This window comes from Liquorilactobacillus sicerae, assembly GCF_029916425.1.
GTDB lineage: Bacteria > Bacillota > Bacilli > Lactobacillales > Lactobacillaceae > Liquorilactobacillus > Liquorilactobacillus sicerae.
This window is the reverse complement of record NZ_JAHAVQ010000325.1, coordinates 1-411: the sequence shown is the minus strand read 5'-3', so window position 1 is coordinate 411 and position 411 is coordinate 1. Positions and strand designations below refer to the sequence as shown.

The following is a 411-nucleotide window of genomic DNA, read 5'->3' as shown; positions in this document are numbered from 1 at the left end:
ATTCAATATCAACTGAACCGGCTTTTTGAAGCAATTCCTGCAATTTAGATTTATAATCAATGAATTCTTCAAAAAAGCCTTCATCGATTGCCGGAAAAAAAGCTTTATTCAAAAAAACAAAAACCGATTTAGAGCCTTGGTCTTTGTACAAAGCACCGATAAATGCTTCCCAAATGTCCTCCAAAAGACTGTCCCGATTACGAGCACCAGAAAGTTCTTCGCCTTTTCCTAATCGAATGTAACGATTAAAACCAGCCAATCTGGCAAAATGAGAAAAAGATTTGCTTTGAACCATTGCGATTCGCATTTCCGTCAACTGACCTTCTTCCCAATTTGGGTACCGTGTAAATAGATAGTCAGCAACAATCAATTGCATAACAGAATCACCTAAAAACTCGAGTCGTTGATAAT

At 37.2% G+C, this 411-nt stretch carries 1 protein-coding gene; it reads right to left on the bottom strand.

Annotated elements, in window-relative coordinates:
* Nucleotides 1–411: ribonuclease III family protein (locus tag KH893_RS12665; RefSeq protein WP_281166381.1), on the bottom strand; the 411-nt coding region annotated here is incomplete at both ends.